This window comes from Xylophilus rhododendri, assembly GCF_009906855.1.
Classification (GTDB): Bacteria; Pseudomonadota; Gammaproteobacteria; order Burkholderiales; family Burkholderiaceae_C; genus Xylophilus; species Xylophilus rhododendri.
Map to the genome: position 1 here is coordinate 2302988 of NZ_CP047650.1, position 21388 is coordinate 2324375.

The window sequence follows — 21388 nt, forward strand, 5'->3', positions numbered from 1 at the left end:
CAATCTGCTTGCCTGCCCCACATGTCCGACCTCGACCTGCCCGAAGTACCCGCCGAAGCCCTGGAACCGGTCGACGACACCCACTACCGCCAGGCCTTCGGCGCGCTGTGCGAGGACAAGGTGGTCAGCGCCAGCACCACCATCTACGCGGCCAACGGCACCAAGCTGATCGAGAAGGGCTCGCGCATCGACCGCGAGTTGTACGCCCGGCTGGTGCAGCACAAACTGCGCGATCCGATCGACCAGCAGATCGGCGTGGAAGGCATGGTCAGCGCCGACAGCCTGCTGGCCCTGGCCGAGGAACTGATCGCCACCCACCCGGTGCCGCGCCTGCTGGCCGCAGCCCTCGGCCAGCGTGAGCCGCTGCTGCAGCCGCTGCGCGAGGTGCCGCTGCCCGGCCCCATCGCTCTCAAGCTCACCCTGATGCGCGACCGCTATGCCGGCCTGCTGCAGCATGCGATGGCCGGCGCCCTGGTGGCGCTGTTCCTGGCCGACCGGCTGGGCCTGCCCGCCGCTGACCGCGCCCAACTGGCCACCGCCGCCCTGCTGCGCGACATCGGCATGCTGCACATGGACCCGTCCTGGCTGCTGCCGCAGCGGCGCCTGAGCGCGGCCGAGCGGCGCCACCTGCATGCGCATCCGATCACCTCGATGCTGCTGATCCGTACCCAGGGCGGCTATGCGCCCGAGGTCGCCACCGCCGTGTTCGAGCACCACGAACGGCTGGACGGCAGCGGTTATCCGCGCGGCGCGCGCGGCGAGAAGATCTCGGCGCCGGGCCAGATCCTGCTGCTGGCCGAACTGGTCTCGGCGCTAGGGGAAAAGTTCGGCGATGCCTCGCCGCATCGCCTGGGCCTGGTGCTGCGGCTCAACCGCCGTGCGTTGCCGCTCGCCCTGGTGGCCCAGTTGCTGCCGGCCCTGCAGGGCGAGCCGCTGCCGACGGCCGCGCGGGTGGAGGCGGCGTCGCAGAAGTTCGCCGTCATCGCCAGCGCCTTCGAGCGCTGGACCGAACTGCAGGCCGGCGTGGAGCGCAGCCAGCTCACCGGCCCGGCCCATGCCCTGCTGAACGCCCGGCTGGCGGGCCTGCGCCAGTCGCTGATCGAGGCCGGCGGCGCGCCGGAGGAGCCGCACCTGCTGCTGGCCCATGCGGCCGGCGACGAACTGCACATCGCCGATGCGCTGGCCCTGGGCCGCGAGGCGCTGTGGCAGCTCGACACCATCTGCGGCGACGTGCTGCAGCGCTGGCCCCGGCTGGCCGAGACGGATGGCGCGGAATCGCCGGCCGAATCGGCGGTGGCGCAGTGGTGCGACGCGACCGGCGGCATGCTGGCCGGCCTGGCCGAAGCCTAGGCGGCTGCTGCCGGAGGCCGCACGGTCAGCGGAATGGTCACCGGCCCGTCGTTGACCAGGTGCACCTGCATGTCGGCGCCGAAGCGGCCGGTCTCCACCACCGGATGCGCGGCGCGGGCCAGCACCACCAGCTGGTCGTAGAGCCGGCGGCCGTCGTCCGGCGCGGCGGCGGCGCTGAAGCCCGGGCGGTTGCCGCTGCGGGTATCGGCCGCCAGGGTGAACTGGCTGACCAGCAGCAGGCCGCCGGCCACGTCCTGCAGGCTGAGGTTCATCTTGCCCTCGGCATCCGAGAAGATGCGCAGCTTGAGCAGCCGCGCCAGCAGGCGTTCGGCCTCCTTTTCCGTATCGCCCTTCTCGGCGCAGACCAGCACCATCAGGCCCTGCCCGATCGCGCCCACCGTTTCGCCACCAATCTCCACGCGCGCCTGGCGCACCCGCTGCAGCACTGCCAGCATGTCCCTGTCCGATCCCGTTTGTTTACACGAGCGCGCATGGTAGCGGCGCACAGGCGCTACGCTTGCCGGCTCATCCGAAACCGACTTCCCAAAGCCCTATGACCGATCGCCACGACTTCGACCTTCTTGTCATCGGCGGCGGCAGCGCCGGTGTGCGCTGCGCCCGCATGGCCGCGCAGCGCGGCGCCAAAGTGGCGCTGGTGGAGGCCGCGGCGCTGGGCGGCACCTGCGTCAATGTGGGCTGCATTCCCAAGAAGCTCTACAGCTACGCGGCCGGCTACGGCGAGGGTTTCGTCGAATCGGCCGGCTACGGCTGGGAAGGCCCACCACCCTCCTTCAACTGGGACAAGCTCAAGCAGGCGCGCGCTGCCGAGATCCGGCGCCTGAACGGCGTCTACGGCAACCTGCTCAAGGCCGCCGGCGTCACCGTCATCGAAGGCTGGGCCAAGCTCGACGGCCCGCACCATGTGGTGGTCGACAAGAAGCGCCACAGCGCCCGCCACATCGTGCTGGCCACCGGCGGCATGCCCCATGTGCCGGACGTGGCCGGGCGCGAACATGCGATCACCTCCGAACAGATGTTCGACCTGGCCCCCTTCCCCAAGCGCCTGGCCGTGGTGGGCGGCGGCTACATCGCCTGCGAAATGGCCTCCATCTTCCACGCCCTGGGCGCCGAGGTGACCCTGCTGCAGCGCGGCGGCGCGCTGCTGGCGGGCTTCGACGGCGAGGTGCGGCGCTTCATCGCCTCCGAGATGGGCAAGGCCGGCATCGAGATCAAGCTCAACTGGGCGGTCGAGGGCATCACCCGCCATGCCGACGGCAGCTTCTGCGTGACCAGCGACAGCCACGGCTCGATCTGCGAGGCCGATGTGGTGCTGTACGCCACCGGCCGCAAGCCGCTGACCGCCGGGCTGGGGCTGGAGGAGGTCGGCGTGAAGCTCGACGCGCAGGGCGCGGTGGTGGTCGATGGCGACTACCGCAGCAGCGTGCAATCGGTCTACGCCATCGGCGACATCTCGTCCTCCAAGCAGCTGACCCCGGTGGCGCTGGCCGAGGCCATGGCGCTGGTCGACACGCTCTTCGGCGACGGCAAACGCAAGGTCGACTACGAATACATCCCGACCGCCGTCTTCACCCACCCCAACATCGGCACCGTGGGCCGCACCGAGGAGCAGGCGCGCAGCGACTTCGACCGCGAGGACATCGAGATCTACCGCGCCGACTTCCGCTCGCTGCGCCACACGCTCTCGGGCAGCCAGGAACGCTGCTTCGTCAAGCTGGTGGTGCAGAAGTCCAGCGACCGGGTGCTGGGCCTGCACATGGTGGGGCCGGATGCCGGCGAGATCGTGCAGGGCTTCGCGGTGGCGATGCGGGCCGGCGCGACCAAGGCGCTGTTCGACACCACCATCGGCGTGCACCCCACACTGGCCGAGGAGTTCGTCACCCTGCGCGAGCCCGCGGTGGACGACTGAGGCCGGGCGGCGGCAACAGCAGCCAGTCCAGCAGGCGGCGCGCCGGCGGCGGCAGTTCGGGGGTATCGCGCACGCACAGCATCAGCGAGCGCCGGGCCCAGGCATCCGACAGGGGCACACGCTGCAATCCGCCCTGCCTAGCGCAGCGCACGGCCACCGCCTGCGGCACGATGGCCGGCGCCACGCCCTGCGCCACCATGCGGCAGACGGCATCGAAACCACGCAGGCGGATGCGGTAGCGCAGGCGCTGGCCCAGGCGGCGGGCGTGCAGGGCCAGGTGTTCGTCCAGCGCGCTGCCGGGCGACAGGCCGACCAGCTCCAGGGCCAGCACTTCGGAGAAAGCCACGCCCGTGCGGCCCGCCAGTTCGTGGCCGCGCGGCACGGCCAGCACCAGCGGATCGGCCCGCAAGGCATGGGCTTGCAGCCCTTCGATATCGACCGAGTCGGCCACCACGCCCATGTCGCACAGGCCGTGGCGCAGCGCATCGACGATTGCCGCGCTGCCGCGCTCTTCCAGCGCCACCGACATGGCCGGATGCGCCACCAGGAAGCCGGCCAGCCGGTCGGGCAGCCAGTCGCTCATGGCCGCGCTGTTGCACAGCAGGCGCACATGGCCGCGCTGGCCCGAGGCGTGGTCGTCGAGTTCTCCCTGCAGCTGCTCGACCTGGCGCAGCAGCTGCAGGGCGTGGTGCAGCAGGGTGCGGCCGGCCGGGGTGGCGGCCACGCCGCGCGGCGTGCGTGTCAGCAGCGGTGTGCCCAGACGCGCCTCCATGCCGCGTATGCGTTCGCTGGCCGAGGCCAGGGTGATGCAGCTGGCCTCGGCACCGGCGGTGATGGTGCCGGCCTCCAGCACATGGACGAAGAGCCGCAGGTCGGTCAGGTCGAAACGCATGGCGGCAAGTTAGCACGGGTAGCCTCAGGCTGGGGCTGAGGCGGGCTGAGCCGAATCCCGATGGCGGCGGGCCGCTCGCGTCCGGACAATCGCCGGCATGCTGCATTCGACGTTTTCCCCCTGGGGCTGGGCCTTCGCGGCCACGGCGGTGTTCATCCTGGCGGGACTGGTCAAGGGCGTCGTCGGGCTCGGCCTGCCGACCGTGGCCATGGCCTTGCTGGCGCTGTTCATGTCGCCGGCCGAGGCGGCGGCGATGCTGGTGATTCCGAGCCTGGTGACCAACCTCTGGCAGCTCAGGCCGTGGAGCGCGTTGCCCGCCCTGTTGCGCAGGCTGCGGGGCATGCTGGTGGGGACCTGCGTGGGAACGGGGATCGGTGCCTGGCTGCTGGGCGCACCCTCCGGCCACTGGGCCGCGCTGGCGTTGGGTGTGATCCTGATGGCTTATGCGGCCTGGGGCTGTCCGGCGCGCGGCTGTCGGTCCAGCCTTCACGCGAGGCGGCGCTGGGTCCGGCGGTGGGCTTGGTCACCGGCCTCATCACCAATGCCACCGGCGTCTTCATGCTGCCCGCCGTGCCCTATCTGCAGGCCCTGGGGCTGCAGCGGGACGAACTGGTGCAGGCGATGGGGATTTCGTTCACGGTATCGACCCTGGCATTGGCGCTGGGACTGGCGGCCAACGGGGCGTACACGGGTGCCGGCGTCGCATCGTCTGTGGCGATGCTTGTGCCCGCGCTGGCGGGCATGACGCTGGGGCAATGGCTGCGGGGCCTGTTGTCTCCTGCCCTCTTCCGCAAAGTCTTCCTGATATCGGTGGCCGTGCTGGGCGCGCACATGACGGCGCACGCCCTGCAGCTCTATTGAGGCTGCTTCAAGGCGCGGCGTGCCTTGTGCTCAGCTGAACAGCTGGGGGATGAAGTTGGGATCGGTGCTGCTGATCAGGTCGCGCCACAGCGGGAAGTTGGCTTCGTCCATGTCCTTGTCGAAGGCGGCGGTGACGGCCTCCTTGCGGGTCGGCGGCATTTCGTCGAGCGGCTGGATGCGGCGCAGCTTGAGGTTGCGCAGCTCGTCTGAACGCTCCATCGCGGCCAGCACCGCTTCCGGATTCATCATCAGGGCGAAGGGATTGGCCACCTGAAGGGTGCCGTTGGTGTTGGTGCTCATATTGGTTGACCTTCTTATGGATGCGGTGTCGACCGCGGTTGGCTTCGGTGACGTAACGGTTGTACGCAGATGCGATGGATGGACTTTAGACAGGGACTGGGCCCGGGCAAGTCAGGTCCCGGCGCCTGGACATGTAGGAATTTGTCTGCTGTGCCGGCGGTCCGGGGACTGCGGCGGCTGGCGGCACAATGAACGCATGCCGTACACGCCAGACTCCATCGCCACCCGTTCGTTCACCGACCCCGACGCCGCCATGGCCCAGGTGCGGACCATCTACGACGCCAGCCTGGCGCATCTGCGCGGCGCCATGCAGCGCTTCGTCGCCGGGGAGGATCTGCCCGGCCATGTACGCGCTTGCTACCCCTTCGTGCGTATACATACGGAAACCGTCCTGCGGGCCGATTCGGCGCTGGCCTACGGCTTCGTGGAAGGCCCCGGCACCTACGAGACCACCATCACCCGGCCCGACCTGTTCAGCCGCTACCTCACGGAGCAGTTCCGCCTGCTGCGCCGCAGCCATGGCGTGGAGATGGAAGTGGGCGTGAGCACCCAGCCGATCCCGGTGCACTTCTCCTTCGTGGAGAACGACCACATCGAAGGCAACCTCACCCCGGCGCGCCGCATGATGATGCGCGACGTGTTCGACCTGCCCGACCTGGCCGCGATGGACGACGGCATCGCCAACGGCACCCAGCGGCCGCAGCCCGGCGCGGCCCTGCCGCTGTCGCTCTTCACCGCGCCGCGCATCGACTACTCGCTGCACCGGCTGCGCCACTACACCGGCACCGCGCCGGAGTGGTTCCAGAACTTCGTGCTGTTCACCAACTACCAGTTCTACATCGACGAGTTCGTGCGCCTGGGCCATGCCGAGATGGCGAACGAAGACAGCGAATACATCGCCTTCATCGAGCCCGGCAACGTGGTCACCCGCCGCCGCGGCCTGCCCGCCAAGGCCGGCGACGAGCTGGGCGCCGCGCCGCCGCGCCTGCCGCAGATGCCCGGCTACCACCTGGTGCGCGCCGACCATGGCGGCATCAGCATGGTCAACATCGGCGTGGGCCCGAGCAATGCCAAGACCATCACCGACCACATCGCCGTGCTGCGCCCCCATGCCTGGCTGATGCTGGGCCACTGCGCCGGCCTGCGCAACAGCCAGCAGCTGGGCGACTACGTGCTGGCCCACGGCTATGTGCGCGAGGACCATGTGCTGGACGAGGAACTGCCGCTGTGGGTGCCCATTCCCGCCCTGGCCGAGATTCAGCTCGCGCTGGAGAAGGCGGTGGCCGACGTCACCGGCCTGGAAGGCGCGGCCTTGAAGCGCGTGATGCGCACCGGCACCGTGGCCAGCACCGACAACCGCAACTGGGAGCTGCTGCCCGAGAACGAACCCCAGCGCCGCTTCAGCCAGAGCCGGGCAGTCGCGCTGGACATGGAAAGCGCCACCATCGCCGCCAACGGCTTCCGTTTCCGGGTGCCTTACGGAACGCTGCTGTGCGTGAGCGACAAGCCGCTGCACGGGGAGATCAAGCTGCCCGGCATGGCCAATCATTTCTACCGCGAGCGGGTGGACCAGCATCTGCGCATCGGCATGCGGGCGATCGACATCCTGCGCGATGGCGGGATCGACCGGCTGCACAGCCGCAAGCTGCGGAGCTTCGCGGAAGTCGCCTTCCAGTAAGCCTGGCCCGCTTCGCGGCGGGCCGGACGGGCCCGTCTGAAACTTCGGTTTTCTCCATCTCGAAAATCGAAGTGAACATTCACTATGATCCCAGGCTTTGTTAGCCGGCCGGTTGCCCGCGTGTCGTGGCACCAGCCGTTCATCTGGACCTGGATCTCGTGACCGTACCCGCTCCCCATAGCCTTTCAAGGATTCCGCCACGCCACTTGCCGGGCGTCTTTTTTCCCCGCCGGATCGCCGCCGCCCTCTTGCTGGCGGCATGCGGCAGTACCGGGGCCTGGGCCCAATCGCTCGTGTTCCGGTCCAACAGCATCTACACCGTTCCTCCGGGCGTGACCCAGCTGGCCGTCGACGTGGCGGGCGGCGGCGGGGGCGGTGGCGGCTCCGACCGGATGCCGGGCGGCTATGGCGCAGCGGCGCCCCGGATCGCAGCCGTCCTGTACGTGACGCCCGGCGAGGTGCTCAGCATCGGCGTCGGCGGCGGCGGCGGCGCGGGCGGCAACACCAAATGCGGCGGCGGCGGCCTGGGCGGAACAGGCTGGCGCTCGGGCGGCGATGGCGGCCGCTCGGGCTGCACGCTCAGCGCCACGTCGGGTGCTTCCGGCGGAGGCGGCGGAGGCGGCGGCTCCTCGGCCATCCTGCGCGGCGGCGTGCCGCTGATCCTCGGCGCTGGCGGCGGGGGTGGTGGTGGCGGCAGCTGGTCGTTCTCCGGCCTGGCCGCGGATTGGGGCGCGCCGGTCGCGCTCTACGCCGGCATCTCGGCCTTCGGCACACCGGGCGGCGCCCTGCCCGGCACCCAGGACGGCGGCGGCGGCGGCGGCGGCGGCGCGGGCTGCACGGCCGGCCCGGGCGGCGATGCCCATACCGACGGCTCAGCGCCCACACGCGCGGCAGGACCCGGCACATCCTGCTACGCCGCCGGCGCGGTCGTGCCAGGCTCCGTGTCCTCAGGCACCGTGCCGGGCAGCTTCGGGGTCAGCGGCAACGTGGGGGCCTCCAGCGCAGGCGGGCCGGGCTACGTGGCGGTCCAGCCGATACAGCCGCCGGCGCAGCCCAGTGCCGCGCATTCCAGTCTCGCCGTCACGCTCGACCGCCAGCCGGCCGATGGCAACACCGCCGACACGCTCCAGGCCACCATCCACGACGATCAGGACCAGCCGATGTCCGGCGTGAGAGTGGATTTCGCCGGCACGCCGGGCGTGCGCTTCGACGCAGGCGCAGCAGGTGCGCCGGGCGCCTGCATCAGTGGCGCCAACGGCCAGTGCACGGTGCGCGCCACCGCGACCGCGGCGGCCGGCCATGCCACCCAGGCCGGCATCGGCGGCGCCGTCATCGGAACGCTCCACTACAGCTTCGTCGCCGGTCCGGCCAACGCCGGGCATTCGGGCCTGCGCATCCTCACCGACAACGCCGTGGCCGACGGCGTGCAGGCCGACCAACTGGAGTTCCTGGTGCGCGACGCCTTCGACAACCCGGCGAACGGCGTCCTCGTCACCATCGCCTCACCCGGCGCGGACGTGAGCTTCCAAGGCAGCGCCGCCGGCTCCTCCGGTAGCTGCACGACACAGGCGAACGGCATCTGCACGATCTCCGCCACGAGCGCCGGCGCGGCCGGCGGCAGCAAGAGCAGCGCGGTCACCGTGGCGGGCGCGGCGCTGTCCGGCAGCTTCAGCGCGGGTGGCTCCAGCTACGGACCGAGCCCGGCCGTCTTCCGCTTCGCGCCCTGGGTGCCGCGCCTGCAGATCGTCAAGCAGGTCTACAGCGCACGCTCCATCGGCGCGCAGACTTTCGTCTTCACCCTCGGCGGGCTGCAGTCGAACTCCGACAGCATCACCGTCAACGGCGCGGGCAGCGCCAGCGGGGCGCCCCTGCTCGGCCGGGTGGGCGGCGGGCCGATCACCATCACCGAGCTGGGTTCCGCAGCATGGCCCGAGCCACCGGTCAGCGCCAGCTGCGTCGATCTGGCCAGCAGCAAGCCCGGCGAGACCTTCGGCAGTCTCTCAGGCAGCCAGCTCGTGATCCCCATCGAGCGCAGCCCTGCCGGCGCCGATCTGCGCTGCACGTTCGTCAATGCCCGCGGCGAGCAGATATCGGGACGGGTCTTCTCCGACATCGGCACCGGCGGCGGCACCGCCAACGACGGCATCCCCAACGGCGGCGAAGCGGGCCTGCCGGGCATGGCGGTCACCCTGAATGACTGCGGCACCACCGTCTACGCCAGCACCGCCAGCGACGGCATCGGCAACTACCACCTGCCGGTCCCTCCACGACTGGCAGCCGGCGTCCGGGTGTGCGTGGACCTGTCGCGTCCCACGGCGGGCCGCGTCGGCACGGCGGGTTCCATCGGCGCAAGCCCCTTGCCCGCCGGCAGTGCGGTGCCGATGTTCGGCACCGCCTACCTCTACAGCCGCGAGGCGGCGGCCGACCGCATCGGCTTCCAGTGGATGGGCAGCGGCACCGCCGGACTGAACTTCGGCAGCGTGCCGGCCAGCACCTTCGTGCAATCCGCCAGCAAGACCGGCCGGCCGGGCGCGGCCGTGCAGTTCGCGCACCTCTTCACCGCCGGTACCTCCGGCAGCGTGAGTTTCTCGGTGGCCGGCTCCACCGCCACGCCACCGCTGGACGGATGGATCGAAACCATCCTGGCCGATCCGGGCTGCAGCGGCCTCGCGCAGCCCGGCGCGGCGGTGCTCTACCCACCCTCGGTACCGCAGACGCTGGCGGCCGGGCAGACCCTGTGTGTGCTGCTGCGCGAGTCGATACCGGCACAGGCCGCTCCGGGCAGCCGGGACCAGGCCCGCGTCCACGCCGACTTCCGCCTCACCGCCACCACGCCGCCGCTGACCACCAGCCATGAAGTGGAGGATGTGACCACCGTGGCGTCCGAAGGTGTGGAGCTGCAGAAGGAAGTGCGCAACGTGACCCAGGGCTCAGGCTTCGGTCTGAAGAACCAAGCCCGGCCCGGCGAAGTCCTGGAATACCGCATCACCTACGGCAACCACACGCCGGTGCCGGTCAAGCACCTGGTGGTCAGCGACAGCACGCCCGCCTACACCGGCTTCGTGAATGCGGTGGCCGACAGCACGCCCGCTGCCCTGGGGCATTGCCAGAAAGTGACGCCAGGCGAGGCCGGCCCGGTCGACTGCTCGCAGAACCAGCCCGCCGGCGGCAAGGGCTCCATCACCTGGACCTTCGACGGGCCGCTGGAACCCGGCGCCAGCGGCACCGTGCTGTTCCGCGTCCAGCTGGAGTGAGGATATGCGCGTCGGGCTGAACCGCTTCCCTCCTGAAGAAGCCGTTTCAGCCAGAGCCGCGCCGTGACACCGAACCTGAAGAGCGCTGACGTGGCACTTTAATGAGCACCCACAAGACCATTCGGGCCCGCAAGAATTAACGTGAATGCTCACTATCATGGGGTTCGTCCTCGATGTACTTCAAGACTCGACCTCACCGTGAACAAGCCACCCTTTCTTTTCAAATCATGCAGGCTTCACTCAAGGCTCCTACGCTATTTCCTGGCCGTCGTCATGAGCGTGAGTTTGCTGCTGACGGCTCAGTCCGCAGGAGCCGCTGGCGGCCCGATCAAGATGCACTGGAACAGCCCGGTCGCGGCTGGTCAAACGGGCTGGATACAGGCCTTTGGCTTCGCTGGCTACGGCATGCCGGTCAATTTCACCGCTTCCGCAGGTCTTAAATTAAGCGCATCTGCCTGCACCACGAATGCCGACAACGCAGGCTCGGACTGTTCGCCCGAAGGCGCGATTGCCGGCAACCTGCATGGCTCCTGCGCCCATGCCTGCGACGTACAGTTCACCGCGGAAGTACCGGGCAACTACACGATCAGCGGACAGTCGCCCGGTCACGGCACCTATGTGGGAACTGTGCAGATCACGCTTGGCGCGCCCAGCCCTGGAAGGTCGACGGCAAGTGTCACGGTCAATAACCAACTGGCCAATGGCATAGCGACCGACGCGCTCCAGGCCACCATCAGGGACTCGGTCAACAATCTGCTGCCCAACACGACCGTCAATTTTTCTGGCACCACGGGTGTGAGTTTCGGCTCTGGCTCCCCCGGTGCACCAGGCAGCTGCCTCACCAATGGCAACGGACAATGTTCTGTCTACCCGACCGCGACAGTGGCTGCGAGCTACAGCACTCAAGCAAGCGTGAACGGCAACAACATCGGCTCGTTGTTGAACTACAGCTTCGCAGCGCCAGCACCGAGTGCCGCGAACTCCAACGTCAGCGTCATCACGGACAACCAGATCGCCAACGGCACGGCCGCGGACAAACTCCAGGCCACGGTCCGGGATGCCTCCAACAAGCCCGTGCGCAATATCTCCGTGTTCTTTGGGGCCACTGCCGAGGTGAAGTTCGGTTCCGGCGCGCCAGGCGCAGCAGGCACCTGCCTGACCGACAGCAACGGGCAGTGCTCGCTGGAGGCTACGGCCAAGAGCGCTCGAACCTATGCCACCCAGGCCAGTATCGGAGGCATCAACATCGGATCTCCGCTGCGCTACAGCTTTGTCGCCGGTCCGGCCAGTGCCGCGCATTCGGGCCTGCGCATCCTCACCGACAACGCCGTGGCCGACGGCGTGCAGGCCGACCAGCTGGAATTCCTGGTGCGCGACGCCTTCGACAACCCGGCGAACGGCGTCCTCGTCACGATCGCCTCACCCGGCGCGGACGTGAGCTTCAACGCAGGCGCCGCAGGCTCCGCGGGCAGCTGCACGACGTTGGCGAACGGCATCTGCACCCTCTCCGCCACGAGCACCGGCGCGGCCGGCGGCAGCAAGAGCAGCGCGGTCACGGTGGCGGGCGCGGCGCTGTCCGGCAGCTTCAGCGCAGGCGGGTTCAACTACGGACCGAGCCCGGCCGTCTTCCGCTTCACGCCCTGGGTGCCGCGCCTGCAGATCGTCAAGCAGGTCAGCGCCGGCGGTGGACGACATACCTTTGTGTTCAATCTCACTGGAATGCAAGCCAGCTCGGACAGCATCACCCTGACCGGGCCGGGCAGCGCCGACGGGGCTGCCCTGCTGGGCCGGCCAAGCGGGGCCCCGATCACCATCACCGAAGTCGCCTCGGCCGACTGGCCCGAGCCGCCGCTCAGCGCCAGCTGCGTCGATCTGGCCAGCAGCCGGCCCGGCGAGACCTTCGGCAGCCTGTCCGGCAGCCAGCTGGTGATCCCCGTGCAACGCAGCCCGGCCGGCGCCAACCTGCGCTGCACCTTCGTGAACGGTCGCGGCCAGTCCGTGGCCGGCAAGGTCTTCGCCGATACCGGTGCCGAGGGTGGCACCGCCAACGACGCTGTCGCCAATGGGAGCGAGCCGGGCCTGCCCGGGCTGGCCGTGAGCCTGGGCAACTGCGCATCGACCGTCCACGCCAGCACCACCACCGACAACGCCGGCAATTACCGGCTGGCGGTGCCGCCCGGTGTGGCCGCCGGTTCTTCCCTGTGCGTGGATCTGCAGCGCCCGATCGCCAACCTGCTCGGCACCGGCGCTTCCATCCACGGCGGGCGCCTGCCCGTGGCCATGGCCGGCACCACCTTCGTCTACAGCCACCAGGCCGCGGCCGACCGGGTCACCTTCCAGTGGACGGGCAGCGGCATCGACGCCCTGAACTTCGGCAGCGTGCCGGCCAGCACCTTCGTGCAATCCGCCAGCAAGACCGGCCGGCCGGGGGTGTCCGTGCAGTACGGCCACCTCTTCACGGCCGGCACCGCCGGCAGCGTGAGTTTCTCGGTGGCCGGCTCCACCGCCACGCCGCCGCTGGAGGGCTGGACCGAGACCATCCTGGCCGACCCCGGCTGCAGCGGCCTCGCGCAGCCGGGCGCGGCGGTGCTCTACCCACCCTCGGCACCGCAGACGCTCGCCGCCGGGCAGACCCTGTGTGTGCTGCTGCGCCAGTCGATACCGGCGCAGGCCGCCCCCGGCAGCCGAAACCAGGCCCGCGTGCATGCAGACTTCCGCCTGGCCGGCATCACACCGCCGTTGACCACCAGCCATGAGCTGGAGGACCTGACCACCGTGGCGTCCGAAGGCGTGGAGCTGCAGAAGGAGGTGCGCAACGTGACCCAGGGCTCAGGCTTCGGCCTGAAGAACCAGGCACGGCCCGGGGACGTTCTGGAATATCGGGTCACCTACGGCAACCACACGCCGGTGCCGGTCAACCACCTGGTGATCAGCGACAGCACGCCCGCCTACACCGGCTTCGTGAGTGCAGCAGCCGACAGCACGCCCACGGCGCTCGGCCACTGCCAGAAGCTCACGCCGGCCGACACCAAGCCAGTCGACTGCGCGCAGAACCAGCCGGCCGGCGGCAAGGGCAGCATCACCTGGACCTTCGACGGCCCGCTGGAGCCCGGCGCCAGCGGAACCGTGCTGTTCCGCGTCCAGCTCGACTGAGCCAGCGCCTCAGGCCACGCGCGGCTTCACCGAAGCCGCCGCCTGCTTGGCCTTGGAGCGTGCGGCTTCCACATTGGCCGCATGCGCCAGGGCCACGCCCATGCGGCGCTTGACGAAACTCTCGGGCTTGCCGAACAGGCGGATGTCGGTACCGGGCACGGCCAGCGCCTCGGCCACGCCGTCGAAGACGATGCCGTGCGCATCCACCCCGCCGTAGATCACCGCGCTGGCGCCCGGGCTCTTCAGGCTGGTGTCCACCGGCAGGCCGAGGATGGCGCGGGCATGCAGCTCGAACTCGTTCTGCCACTGGGTCACCATGGTCACCATGCCGGTGTCGTGCGGACGCGGGCTGACCTCGCTGAACCAGACCTCCTCGCCCTTGACGAACAGCTCCACCCCGAACAGCCCCTGGCCGCCCAGGTTGCCGGTGACGGCCAGGGCGATGTCCTGCGCGCGCTGCAGGGCCTGGGTCGCCATCGGCTGGGGCTGCCAGCTCTCCACGTAATCGCCGCTGACCTGCACATGGCCGATCGGCTCGCAGAACTGGGTGCGGATCTCGCCGGCCGAATCGCGCGAACGCACGGTCAGCAGGGTGATCTCGTAGTCGAAGTCGATGAAGCCTTCGACGATCACCCGGCCGTGGCTGACCCGGCCTCCGGCCATGGCGTAGTCCCAGGCCTTCTGCACGTCGGCCGGGCCGTCGATCTTGCTCTGGCCCTTGCCGGAGCTGCTCATCACCGGCTTGACGATGCAGGGGTAGCCGATGCCGCCATCGATGGCGGCCTGCAGTTCGGCCAGCGAATCGCAGAACTTGTAGGGGCTGGTCGGCACCCGCAGGGTTTCGGCGGCCAGGCGGCGGATGCCTTCGCGGTCCATGGTCAGGCGGGCGGCGCGGGCGGTGGGGATGACCTGCACCACCCCGGCGTCCTCCAGCTCCTGCAGCATGGGCGTGGCGATGGCCTCGATCTCGGGCACCACCAGCGTCGGCCGCTCGGCCTCGATCAGCGCCTTCAGCTGCGCCGGATCGCTCATCACGATGGTGCGGGCATGGTGGGCCACCTGCTGGCCGGGCGCGTTCTCGTAGCGGTCCACGGCGATCGTCTCGACCCCCAGGCGCTGCAGGGCGATCAACACTTCCTTGCCCAGTTCGCCCGAGCCCAGCAGCATGACGCGGGTGGCGGAGGGCGACAGCGGCGTGCCGAGGGTGGGAGAGCTCATGAATCGGATCCAGGTTGAAGACAGCCCGCAACTTTATTACACGCAGGCTAAGCCACAATCGACCGATGACTCCAGCCCTGCTCGAAGCCCGCGGCCTGACCAAACGTTACGGCGGCAACGCCGTGGTGCAGGACCTGGCTTTTTCCATCGCGCCCGGCGAATGCCTGGGCGTGATCGGCCCGAACGGCGCCGGCAAGACCACCACCATCCGCATGCTGCTGGGCCTGACCTCGCCCGACGAAGGCAGCATCACCTGTTTCGGCCACCTGCAGATGCCGCAGGACGCACGTGCGGTCAAGGCCAGGCTGGGCGTGGTCAGCCAGTTCGACACGCTGGACCCGGATTTCACCTGCGCCGAGAACCTCGCCGTCTACGGCCGCTATTTCGGCATCGGCAAGGCCGCCATGCAGGAGCGCATTCCCCGGCTGCTGGATTTCGCGGCCCTCACGGCCAAGGGCGATGCCAGGCCCGGCCAGCTCTCCGGCGGCATGAAACGCCGGCTGTCGCTGGCCCGCGCCCTGGTCAACGATCCCGACCTGCTGCTGCTCGACGAACCCACCACCGGCCTGGACCCGCAGGCCCGCCACCTGATGTGGGAGCGGCTGCAGCGCCTGCTGCAGCAGGGCAAGTCCATCCTGTTGACCACCCACTTCATGGACGAGGCCGAGCGCCTCTGCTCGCGCCTGCTGGTACTGGACCACGGCCGCAAGATCGCCGAAGGCACGCCGCGCGCGTTGATCGCCGAGCACCTGGAGCCCGACGTGGTGGAGGTCTACGGCACCGGCGCCGCCGAGCTGGCACACGACGAAAACCTCACCCGCCTGGCCGCCCGCACCGAGATCAGCGGCGAGACCGTCTTCTTCTACACCCAGGATGCCCGAGCCCTGATGGACGCATTGCACCGTTTCCCCCAGCAGCGCACGCTGCACCGGCCCGCCAACCTGGAGGATCTGTTCCTCAAGCTGACCGGACGCCAGATCCGCGAGGGCGCCTGAGATGGCACAGCTGCGATCCAACTGGGCCGCCCCCCACCTTTCGATGCGCTGGTGGCCGGTGTTCCTGCGCAACTTCCTGGTCTGGCGCAAGCTGGCCTTGCCCAGCCTGATCGGCAATATCGCCGAGCCGCTGATCTGGCTGGTGGCCTTCGGCTACGGCATGGGGGCGCTGGTGGGCAAGATCTCGGTGGCCAGCTCGGGCGGCGCGGTGGAAGTGCCCTACATCCTGTTCCTGGCCAGCGGCTCGATCTGCATGAGCGCCATGCAGGCGGCGTCCTTCGAAGGCCTGTACTCGGCCTACTCCCGCATGGCGGTGCAGCGTACCTGGGACGGCATCCTGAACGCACCGGTGGGGCTGGACGACATCGTCTTCTCCGAGATGCTCTGGGCCGGCTTCAAGGCGCTCTTCACCGTCACCGCCATCATGCTGGTGATGCTGGCGCTGCAGATCACCCACAGCCCCAAGCTGCTGCTGGCCTGGCCGGTGCTGGCCCTCACCGGCATGGTGTTCGCGTCTATCGCGCTGGTCTTCAATGCCCTGGCCAAGGGCTATGACTTTTTCACCTACTACTTCACGCTCTTCGTCACACCGATGATGTTCCTGTCGGGCGTGTTCTTCCCGCTGGAGCAGCTGCCGCAGGTGGTGCAGCTGGTGTCGGCCTGGCTGCCGCTGAGCAATGCGGTGGCGCTGGTGCGGCCGCTCTTCATGGACCGCTGGCCCGACGACGTCCTGCGCCACCTGGCCGTGCTGCTGGTCTACGGCGTGCTGGCCTTCTGGACCGCGCTGGCCTTCACGCGGCGGCGCTTCAAGGCCTGATCCCACTCCACGTTTTCCACCTTTTCCATCCTCAGATCCCGGGAGTTATTTCGCATGGACATCCAGACGGTAGGCATCATCGGTGCAGGCACCATGGGCAACGGCATCGCGCAGGCCTGCGCGGTGGTGGGCATTCCGGTGGTGATGGTCGACATCACCGAAGAGGCGCTGCAGAAGGGTCTGGCGACCATCGCCGGCAGCCTGGACCGCCTGATCAAGAAAGAGAAACTCACGCCCGCCGAGAAGGACAAGGCGCTGGCCCTGATCCGCACCTCGACTCGCTACGAGGACCTGGGCGTGGCCGAACTGGTGATCGAGGCCGCCACCGAGAACCTGCCGGTGAAGATCAAGATCCTGCAGCAGGCCGATGCCCTGCTGCCGGCGGGGACCATCATCGCGTCCAACACCTCCTCGATCTCGATCACCAAGCTGGCCGCCGCCACCGGTCGGGCCGACCGCTTCATCGGCATGCACTTCTTCAACCCTGTGCCGATGATGGCGCTGGTGGAAGTGATCAGCGGCCTGCAGACCAGCGCCGCCACCCACGACGCCGTCAAGGCCCTGGCCCAGCGCCTGGGCAAGACGCCGATCAGCGTGAAGAACGCGCCGGGCTTCGTGGTCAACCGCATCCTGATCCCGATGATCAACGAGGCCTTCTTCGTGCTGGCCGAAGGCACGGCCAGCGCCGAGGACATCGACGAAGGCATGAAACTCGGCTGCAACCAGCCGATCGGCCCGCTGGCGCTGGCCGACATGGTGGGCCTGGATGTCTGCCTGGCGGTGATGGAGGTCTACCTGGCCGAGTTCGGCGACCCGAAATACCGCCCCTGCCCGCTGCTGCGCGAGATGGTGGCGGCAGGACGGCTGGGCCGCAAGACCAAGTCAGGCGTGTACAGCTACTGAGGCTTCAATCGACCGTCACGCCAGGAATGACACGGGCGCCCGGCCAGCGCCCGCTGGTGCAGAGGTCGCGGAACACATCGGCGATCAGCCGGCGGATCGCCTGCTTGGCATTGGTCATCGGCAGATGGCGCGAGACACACACGCCCAGGGTGCGATGCAGGTCCGGGGAGTCGATCTTGTGCGCGGTCAGGCGGCCATCCTCGACCTCGCGCTGGGCCAGGGCGTAGGGCATGATCGTCGAGCCGAGGCCGGCCTGGATCGCCGTCTTCAGGATGTGCACCGAGTTGATCTCGGCCGCCACCTTGGGCATGGATTTACCCGCGTCGATCAGCACCGTCTCCACGATGGTGCGGGTGCAATGGCCGTGGGCCCGGCCGGGCAGCACCAGCGGCCGGGCGATCGCCTCTTCCAGCGTGACGGTGGGGGCACCGGGCGCCTGCGGATCCTGGGCGGAGCACAGCAGCACGAAGTCCTCCTCCACCAGCGGGATGAACTCCACGTCGTCCGGCGACATGGCCTTGGAGAAGATGCCCACATCGACCCGGCCGCGCAGCAGCTGGTCGGCCATGTTGCCGGTCAACTCCTCGTTGAGATGGAAGTTCACATCCGGAAAACGCGAGGCCGCGGCCCGCATCAAAGGCAGGGCCGTGGGCGCCGCCACGCTCTGCGGCAAGGCCGTCAGCACCGAACCCACCATGGCATTGGCCGAGCAATGCACCGCCGAGCGCGCATCGCCGATCTGCTTGGTGATGCCCTGGGCGTACTCGTAGAAGATCTGCCCCGCCTCGGTGGCGGTGACGCCGTTCCTGCTGCGCACCAGCAGCTGGGCGCCGAGCTCGGCTTCGAGGTCGGCCATCTGCTTGCTGAGCGCCGACTGCGCGACATAGAGGTGCTGCCCGGCACGCGAGAGGCTCCCGCTGTCGACGATGGCAAGAAAGTATTTGAACTGGCGTAATTCCATGGGGCGGGCGACGAGCGGAGAACGGGAAGCGGACCTGCGCGGCCAGGCCGCGAGGGGCGGTCTTGGGGGCGGTCTTTAGCGGTATCCGGCGAGCTTGCCGGGGTTGAAGATGTTGTGCGGATCGAGCGCCCGCTTGATGGTGCGCATCAGGGCGACGCCGGCTTCGCCATGCTCCGCCTGCAGGTACTGCATCTTGTGCAGGCCCACGCCGTGTTCGCCGGTGGAGGTGCCGCCATGCCGCAGCGCCCGGGCGATCAGGCGCCGGCTGAAGGCCTCGGCGGCTTCGGCCTCTTCGGGCCGGTGCGGATCCACCAGCACCAGGCAGTGGAAATTGCCATCGCCGACATGGCCGAGGATGGGCGCCGTCAGGCCGTGCTCGGCGATGTCGGCCTGCGTCTCCTCGACACAGCTCGCCAGGCGCGACAGCGGCACGCAGGCATCGGTGGTCATGCTGCGGCAGCCGGGGCGCAGCTGCAGGCAGGCGAAGTAGGCGTGGTGGCGCGGCGTCCACAGGCGCGAGCGCTCTTCCGGCCGGTGGGCCCAGCAGAAGGCATCGCCGCCATGCCCGCCGGCGATCTCGCCCACCTGCGCCGCCTGCTCATCGATATGGTTCTGGCTGCCGCCGAATTCCAGGAACAGGGTGGGCAGCTCGGCCAGCCCGGTGTGGCTGTGCGCATTGACGGCGCGGACGGTGAGCACGTCTAGCAGCTCGGCACGCGCCAGCGGCACGCCGAACTGGATGGATTCGATCACGCAGCCGATGGCCGCGCGCACCGAAGGAAAACGCACCACCGCCGCCGCCGTGCGCTCGCTGCGCGGATGCAGGCGCACCGTGGCTTCGGTGATCAGGCCCAGCGTGCCCTCGGAGCCGCAGAAGAGTTGGGTGAGGTTGTAGCCGGCCGCGCTCTTGCGGGCATGCGATGCGGTGCGCAGCTGCTGGCCGTCGGCCATGACGACGGAGAGATTGATCAGGTTGTCCCGCATCGTGCCGTAGCGGACCGAGTTGGTGCCGGAAGCCGCCGTGGCCACCATGCCGCCGACCGTGGCGTCGGCACCGGGATCGACGGAGAAGAACAGCCCCGTCTGCGCCAGCGCCAGGTTGAGCTGGCTGCGGGTCACGCCGGCCTCGACAGTGGCGCTGAGGTCGCCCGCGCTGATGCTCAAGATGCGGTTCATGCGGGAAAAGTCGATGCAGACCCCGCCTTCGACGGCCAGCAGATGCCCCTCCACCGAGGAGCCGCTGCCGAAGCCGATCAGCGGCACGCACTCCTGGGCGCAGGCCTGCACCACGAACACCACCTCTTCCACGTTCTGCACATAGACGACGGCATCCGGCGGCTCGGGCGCGAAGCTGGATTCGTCGCGGCCATGCTGCAGCAGCACGGCCTGCTGGGTGCACAGGCGATCGGCGAAACGTGCGCGCAGGTCGGCGATGAGGCCGGCCGATGGCATGCGCCGCGCGCCGCGGATCGGCGTCGGCGACGACGGATTCGCCGCGATCACCGTCATGTCCGCGACACCTTCGCCACCTTTGCCGCATTCGCCACCGTCGGCGCGCGCAGCACGAGCAGGGCCCCCAGCAGCAGCACGAAGGCACAGCAGATCACCCCCGGCGCCGAGGCCTGCGTGCGCTCCTTGATCAGCCCCACCAGCATGGGCGCACAAAAGCCCGAGAGATTGCCGAAGGAGTTGATCAAGGCGATGCCCGCCGCCGCCGCCTCCCCGCCCATCAGCGCCGTCGGCAGGCCCCAGAAGACCGGCAGGCTGGCCATGACACCCATGGTCGCCACCGTCAGGCCGACCAGCGCCCACACCGCGTGGTCGTCGAAAATCACGCTGAAGCCCAGGCCCGCCGCCCCGATGGCCGCCGCCAGGGCGCAATGCAGCGGCAGCCTGCCGCGCCGGTCGGCACTGCGGGCGGCCAGGAACATCGCCGGCAGCCCGGCCAGCCAGGGCACCGCGCTCAGCAGGCCGACCTGCAGCACATCCTTGACGCCCGCCGCCGCGATCAGGCTGGGCGACCAGAAGGACAGGCAGTACACCCCCGCCACCAGCGCGAAATAGATCAGCGCCAGCAGCCAGACACGCGGCATCAGCAGGATGCTTTTCAGGCCCGGGTGCAGCTTGCCTTTCGCATCGCGTGCGATGTCGGCCGCCACCACCCGCCGCTCTGCCTCGCTCAGCCAGCGCGCCTCCTCGACCCGGTCGTCCAGGCAGCGCCAGACGACCAGCCCCAGCACCACGCTGGGAAGCCCCTGCAGCAGGAACAGCCACTGCCAGCCCTGCCAGCCCCGGACGCCCTGCAGGTTGTGCAGGATCCAGCCGGCGGAGGGCCCACCGAGGATGCCGGCGAAGGCCAGGGCCGAGAGGAACAGCGAAGTCGCCCGGCTGCGCCGCTCGGCCGGATACCAGTAGGTGAGATAGAGGATCACGCCCGGAAAGAAACCCGCCTCCGCCGCGCCCAGCAGGAAACGCAGCACGTAAAAGCTCATGGGGCTGTTCACGAACATGGTGCCGACGGACAGCAGTCCCCAGCTCACCATGATCCTGGCGATCCAGCGGCGCGCGCCGACGCGGTGCAGCCAGAGATTGCTCGGTACTTCGAAAAGAAAATATCCGATGAAGAATATGCCGGCGCCCAGGCCGTAGACCGAATCGCTGAAACCCAGCGAGGCCTGCATCTGCAGCTTGGCGAAACCGACATTCACGCGGTCGAGATAGGCCGCGATATAACAGATGAAAAGCAGGGGCAGGAGCCGCAAGTGGACTCTTCGGTAAATGGCGTCAGGCCGCAGGGCCGACAAACCGTCCGGCGCACCGGACAAGGCTTGCGTTTTCATGGTTTTTTGAGAAGGCGGGCTGAATGGACACTCTCGCATATTGGTCGGTCTGGCACCCCGCCACTCAGAGGGTTAGTGCGGAATATCCATTCGGATTTCAGAGTTGACCATCTTCATTTCAGATTGCAAAGCCCGATTCTTATGTATTTGCGCTAGCACTTCGCCTCGGCACACGGATATTCGCAAAAGCTCCGTGAGTTTCAATTCAAGAAGTCACAAAATAATCCAACACATGCAAA

Annotated in this window: 15 protein-coding genes and 2 pseudogenes; 10 read left to right on the forward strand and 7 right to left on the reverse strand. The window is 68.9% G+C overall.

All coding sequences use genetic code 11. The features are described from left to right. Positions 1–21: 21 nt before the first annotated feature. Positions 22–1350 (forward strand): HD-GYP domain-containing protein, encoded by a 1329-nt coding sequence (locus GT347_RS10650; RefSeq protein WP_160551930.1) that lies wholly within the window; start codon positions 22–24, stop codon positions 1348–1350. On the opposite strand, the gene dtd is transcribed toward GT347_RS10650, so the two are convergent. Next, positions 1347–1805: a D-aminoacyl-tRNA deacylase gene (gene dtd / locus GT347_RS10655; protein ID WP_160551931.1), complete on the reverse strand. Its 459-nt coding sequence runs from the start codon at positions 1803–1805 to the stop codon at positions 1347–1349. The two genes, GT347_RS10650 and dtd, sit on opposite strands and share 4 nt — an antisense overlap. 98 nt (positions 1806–1903) lie before the next feature. Between dtd and gorA the strand changes: the two genes are divergently transcribed. Beyond that, positions 1904–3277 (forward strand): glutathione-disulfide reductase, encoded by a 1374-nt coding sequence (gene gorA, locus GT347_RS10660; RefSeq protein ID WP_160551932.1) that lies wholly within the window; start codon positions 1904–1906, stop codon positions 3275–3277. On the opposite strand, the gene GT347_RS10665 is transcribed toward gorA, so the two are convergent. Beyond that, positions 3246–4169, reverse strand: coding sequence for a LysR substrate-binding domain-containing protein (locus tag GT347_RS10665; RefSeq protein ID WP_160551933.1), 924 nt, complete (start codon positions 4167–4169; stop codon positions 3246–3248). The two genes, gorA and GT347_RS10665, sit on opposite strands and share 32 nt — an antisense overlap. A 97-nt stretch (positions 4170–4266) precedes the next feature. Here GT347_RS10665 and GT347_RS10670 point away from each other — a divergent pair. Further along, positions 4267–5030, forward strand: a pseudogene (locus GT347_RS10670) (sulfite exporter TauE/SafE family protein). 30 nt (positions 5031–5060) lie between these two features. Here GT347_RS10670 and GT347_RS10675 read toward each other — a convergent pair. After that, positions 5061–5330: a hypothetical protein gene (locus GT347_RS10675; protein WP_195812408.1), complete on the reverse strand. Its 270-nt coding sequence runs from the start codon at positions 5328–5330 to the stop codon at positions 5061–5063. 196 nt (positions 5331–5526) lie between these two features. On the opposite strand from GT347_RS10675, the gene GT347_RS10680 reads away from it, so the two are divergent. The 4 genes and pseudogenes from GT347_RS10680 (at position 5527) to GT347_RS10690 (ending at position 13415) form a co-directional block, all read left to right on the forward strand. After that, entirely contained in the window at positions 5527–7008 is a 1482-nt protein-coding gene (locus tag GT347_RS10680; protein ID WP_160551934.1) for an AMP nucleosidase, read from the forward strand. Positions 7009–7301: 293 nt separating this feature from the next. Further along, positions 7302–10262 (forward strand): Ig-like domain-containing protein, encoded by a 2961-nt coding sequence (locus GT347_RS10685; RefSeq protein WP_160551935.1) that lies wholly within the window; start codon positions 7302–7304, stop codon positions 10260–10262. A 405-nt stretch (positions 10263–10667) separates the two neighbouring features. Beyond that, positions 10668–11132: pseudogene (locus tag GT347_RS28065) on the forward strand (Ig-like domain-containing protein); the annotation flags it as partial. 42 nt (positions 11133–11174) lie between these two features. After that, positions 11175–13415 (forward strand): Ig-like domain-containing protein, encoded by a 2241-nt coding sequence (locus GT347_RS10690; RefSeq protein ID WP_229722828.1) that lies wholly within the window; start codon positions 11175–11177, stop codon positions 13413–13415. Positions 13416–13424: 9 nt separating this feature from the next. Here GT347_RS10690 and purT read toward each other — a convergent pair whose 3' ends face one another. Next, entirely contained in the window at positions 13425–14633 is a 1209-nt protein-coding gene (gene purT, locus GT347_RS10695; RefSeq protein WP_160551937.1) for a formate-dependent phosphoribosylglycinamide formyltransferase, read from the reverse strand. A 65-nt stretch (positions 14634–14698) separates the two neighbouring features. Here purT and GT347_RS10700 point away from each other — a divergent pair, with 65 nt between their 5' ends. From GT347_RS10700 to GT347_RS10710, 3 genes are read left to right on the forward strand one after another with little or no spacing between them, the layout of a single operon-like run. Beyond that, entirely contained in the window at positions 14699–15628 is a 930-nt protein-coding gene (locus GT347_RS10700; RefSeq protein WP_160551938.1) for an ATP-binding cassette domain-containing protein, read from the forward strand. Between the two features lies 1 nt (position 15629). After that, positions 15630–16445, forward strand: coding sequence for an ABC transporter permease (locus tag GT347_RS10705; protein WP_160551939.1), 816 nt, complete (start codon positions 15630–15632; stop codon positions 16443–16445). A 54-nt stretch (positions 16446–16499) separates the two neighbouring features. Beyond that, positions 16500–17348: a 3-hydroxybutyryl-CoA dehydrogenase gene (locus GT347_RS10710; protein WP_160551940.1), complete on the forward strand. Its 849-nt coding sequence runs from the start codon at positions 16500–16502 to the stop codon at positions 17346–17348. Positions 17349–17352: 4 nt separating this feature from the next. On the opposite strand, the gene GT347_RS10715 is transcribed toward GT347_RS10710, so the two are convergent. The 3 genes from GT347_RS10715 to GT347_RS10725 all read right to left on the reverse strand — a co-directional run bounded on the left by GT347_RS10715 (position 17353) and on the right by GT347_RS10725 (position 21149). Beyond that, entirely contained in the window at positions 17353–18309 is a 957-nt protein-coding gene (locus GT347_RS10715) for a LysR substrate-binding domain-containing protein (RefSeq protein ID WP_160551941.1), read from the reverse strand. 75 nt (positions 18310–18384) lie between these two features. Then, on the reverse strand, positions 18385–19818 hold the full coding sequence (locus GT347_RS10720; RefSeq protein ID WP_160551942.1) for an FAD-binding oxidoreductase: 1434 nt from the start codon (positions 19816–19818) through the stop codon (positions 18385–18387). Continuing rightward, the gene (locus GT347_RS10725; protein ID WP_160551943.1) at positions 19815–21149 is read right to left on the reverse strand and encodes an MFS transporter; all 1335 of its coding nucleotides are present in this window, start codon (positions 21147–21149) and stop codon (positions 19815–19817) included. Before GT347_RS10725 ends, GT347_RS10720 begins: the two co-directional genes overlap by 4 nt. Between the last annotated feature and the right edge of the window lie 239 nt (positions 21150–21388).